Source organism: Novosphingobium sp., assembly GCF_027486195.1.
Lineage (GTDB): Bacteria > Pseudomonadota > Alphaproteobacteria > Sphingomonadales > Sphingomonadaceae > Novosphingobium.
Map to the genome: position 1 here is coordinate 1 of NZ_JAIXPP010000114.1, position 3421 is coordinate 3421.

6 protein-coding genes are annotated in these 3421 nt (G+C 64.0%); all 6 read left to right on the forward strand.

The annotated features are described in order from the left end of the window. Nucleotides 1-366 precede the first annotated feature (366 nt). The gene (locus Q0071_RS19430) at nucleotides 367-867 is read left to right on the forward strand and encodes a DUF736 domain-containing protein (RefSeq protein ID WP_094472274.1); all 501 of its coding nucleotides are present in this window, start codon (nucleotides 367-369) and stop codon (nucleotides 865-867) included. A 185-nt stretch (nucleotides 868-1052) separates the two neighbouring features. Continuing rightward, nucleotides 1053-1568 carry a hypothetical protein gene (locus Q0071_RS19435; protein WP_298173644.1) on the forward strand — a complete coding sequence of 172 codons (516 nt, stop codon included), beginning with the start codon at nucleotides 1053-1055 and terminating at the stop codon, nucleotides 1566-1568. After that, nucleotides 1562-1933, forward strand: a complete 372-nt coding sequence (locus Q0071_RS19440) for a hypothetical protein (protein WP_022675508.1) — start codon at nucleotides 1562-1564, stop codon at nucleotides 1931-1933. The genes Q0071_RS19435 and Q0071_RS19440 overlap by 7 nt, the downstream gene beginning before the upstream one ends. A gap of 75 nt (nucleotides 1934-2008) precedes the next feature. Then, complete coding sequence (locus Q0071_RS19445) at nucleotides 2009-2311, forward strand: hypothetical protein (RefSeq protein WP_022675507.1); 303 nt, start codon at nucleotides 2009-2011, stop codon at nucleotides 2309-2311. Continuing rightward, nucleotides 2292-2696 (forward strand): hypothetical protein, encoded by a 405-nt coding sequence (locus Q0071_RS19450; protein WP_022675506.1) that lies wholly within the window; start codon nucleotides 2292-2294, stop codon nucleotides 2694-2696. Before Q0071_RS19445 ends, Q0071_RS19450 begins: the two co-directional genes overlap by 20 nt. A 468-nt stretch (nucleotides 2697-3164) precedes the next feature. Beyond that, nucleotides 3165-3421, forward strand: a 257-nt coding sequence (locus tag Q0071_RS19455; RefSeq protein ID WP_298173650.1) for a single-stranded DNA-binding protein, incomplete at its 3' end; no start/stop codon positions are given.

Here is a 3421-nt window from a genome sequence, read left to right on the forward strand (position 1 = left end):
CGCGCTCGAGCCCTATTGCCATATCGAGGCAAGTCTTGCCGCACAGCTCGAGATCGACAGGATGGCCTGCCTCGCCACGCGCGATGGACCCAATCAGCTCGAAGCCAAGGCCTTCATGGCGCGCCTCAGCCAGATTAAGGACAGGTCCGAGCCCGAAGCTTAGGTCGGTACAGACCGCGCATGGCTCGAAGCAGGGCCAGTTCAGCTCCAGAACCATGCATCTAGGCTCCTCAGCCCTCTGGGCTGGATAGAATTACGCGCGCCTGCGGTGGCTGGCGCACGGGCCGGGCCACGGGCCCGGAGGAGAGGGGGGATGGGAGAAGGTGTTCCGGACAAGGGGTTCGGACAGCATCAGGAGAATGTGACATGAACATCGGCACCCTCAAGGCCAACGCAGAAGGCGTTCACATCGGCCGCATCACCACCCTGACCTTCAGCGCGACGGTTGCGCTGCGGGCCTTCGAATCCACCAACGAGCGGGCACCCAAGTTCGACCTCATGGCACTCTCGGCGGACCGCCGCAGCTGGGTCAAGATCGGCGCGCTCTGGGAATACTCGTCGAACGAGACCGGCGAATGCTTCCTCTCGGGCCAGATCGACGATCCCAGCCTCTCGGCGCCGATCCCGGTCGCCATGTTCCAGCAGAACGACGGCAGCTACAACGTCGCCTGGCGGCGTTCGAAGCCCAAGGCCTCGCTCGACGGCTTCGGCAGCGAGAGCGAAGGCGCCCTGCCGCCGCTGACTGCCACCGGCGACGAACCGGCCAGCGACCGCGGCGTTGACAGCGCCGCTGCCACCGGCGACGGTCTGGGCGAGAGCACTGCTCCGGCACCCAAGGGCAAGACGCGCGCGAGCGTCGACGCCTGACCGGCACAAGCCCCCCGTGACCGGTGCCGCGACCCGCGCCGGTCACATCGGGAAGGCCCGTCCGCACATTTGTCGCGGGCGGGCCTTTTCTTTTGCCTGGTGCTTGCAAGCCGAGCCGACCTTCAGCGGAAACTCTGCCTGCGAGAGAGAAGGGGGGAGGTGCCGTTCAAGCAAAGGAGGCTTGAATGGCACACACGAACTGGACTCTCGATCTTGGCGGGGCGCCGTGGAACGAAGACTGCGCGCAGATCGGCCACACCCCGAACTTCGACCTCGTGAATACCGCAGAAGTCACGCTCTACAGGGCTGCGCTGATCGCGGTCGCCGGGCCTCCGCCCGCCGGGATCACCCTGCGGATCAAGGCTAACGCCCATGATTTCGGGACCTACCGGACGGTCGAGGCGAGCGTCGACGACGAACAGGACGATGGTAGCCATGCCAGCTATATCGAGACCCTCGAGACCGGCTTCGCCTTTTGGCATCAAGCCGGGTTTGCACCGCCTGAATTCGGCAAACTGACAGCGAGCAATCAGCTTGCGGGTTTCGTCGTGGATGCCGTCGCAAGCGCGCTGCGGATCACACGGCCGAGCAGCACCGGCGCATTCTTCCCAGCGTCCTCCGGACCGCTTCACCGGAACCTCACCGCAGCCTTTCCGGAGGCGGCGCAGCGCGCCTTTTCCGAAGGGAGCCTGCCATGCTGACCGACAGCGAGCGCTTCGCCTTCAGCGTCTGGCGGATCCATGCGTTCGCCTCGACGGGCAATGCCTACGACGCCGTGCAGACCGACGAGAGCATCGCAGCCGGTGACACCCTGCTTGTTCTCGATGAACGGGTTGTCGGTGTCGCGATGACTTGGCCTTTTGCCATCACGGCACAGCCGGGCAAGCTTCACGCGGTCTGTGCGCCTGGCGCTGGCGAAACCCTTGGGCACATTGAAAGGGCGCTCGATGTTCCAGACGGGTCAATCGCTCGAGCCTGCCGCCTCGCAAGGACACTGGGCATTGCGATTGATGCGGGCCTCGTCCCGTGGCTGTCTGAGCCGCTGGCGAGAGATGGGGACGACTAGCGCGGCGAGCGGCGCCACAGAAATCTTGCTATTTTGGCAATAATTGCTATTTTAAGGCCAAGAGGAGATACCACCATGCCAGCGGCGGCGAATGAGCACCCCAGGGTTCCCCTAACCCGGTTTCACAACAACACCGGCGAGTTCCTCGATCTGGCAACCAAGCAGCCGGTCGTCCTGACCAGCCATGGCCGCGAGCGGCATGTAATCGCAGATAGCGAGTATTTCCGCCATCTTGAACAGGCGGCACGCGGTGTGATCGCCGGCCACATGAATATCGAAGCTGTCGCTTCGTCCGACATGACCGGAGCCGACCGCAAGGCTTTTGCCAATGCACGGCCTTCGGCCAGTGAACTTGCCAATGACCGCTGGGAAGACTGACCGACCCGCCGCAGGCCATATCCTCCGTTACGTCTATCTCTTCGAGGAAGAGCAGAGACGAGGCCGCGACGAAGGCGTCAAGGAACGCTTCGTCGTCGTCGTGGGTGTGGACGGCTCGCGCTATCTGGTTGCCGCGATCACGACCAAGGGCGAGGGGCGCAAGAACGCCATCCCCATCCCCGATGAGATCGCACGCACAGCCGGGCTCGTTCCGGGTAGCGCGATTGTCGTTTCGGAATTCAACCGGTTCACCTGGCCCGGGTTCGACATCAGACCCCTGATGAAGCAGCCCGGGTACATTGCCGGACGACTCCCACCGCGGTTCACAGCAAAGATCATCGATGCCATCGGAGCCTGGGGCGCCGCTGCCGTCGATCGCGATTGATTTCCGGAACGCCGAGGCAGCCTGCTCCTTGGAGCCTTGTCTGATCGTGCATCAACGTCAGGCCAGTCACGCCGGCGTTGTGGATTGGCGCCTGAGGTGGCCGAGGTCGGGTATTCCGGATCAGTGCCGCAGAGGGACCTCTCGCTCACCGGGATCGGCAAGGGCGGGCGAATTATCCCGTGATCATCATCGTCAATAACAAGCCGGTACGCGGCGAAGTTGATGTCCAGGCGTGCGATAAGCTCCTGTGCCAACAGCACGTCTGCCGACCAGTGCCCATGCCTCTTTGGTCGAGCTTAGGGCCAACCTGCGGAAATGCGAGCCGTGTTGCCCGGCAAGCCGGGCTGCCCGCACCACCTCGATTTCCGAGGTTCCCCGGGCGCTGAAGCGCGCGGTGTCCCAGCTCTCCCGCCGAGGCTCGACAAGGGCACCGGCGGACGAGCCGTCGGCACCAAGGAGGCTCTTGCAATGAACATCGTCAACCTCGTCGGCCGTCTCGCCAAGGATCCCGTTGCCCGCGACCGCAGCGACACCCGCATCACCGAACTGATCCTCGTGACCGAACGTCCGGTTATCCGCGACGGCAAGGTCCAGAAGGATCCGGAAACCGGCTACCCGGTCAAGGATGCCGAATTCCACAAGATCACCGTCTTCAACGGCCTCGGGCTCCCGCTGCGCCAGCACAAGGCCAAGGGTGACCAGCTCGCCGTGACGGGCCGCATCCA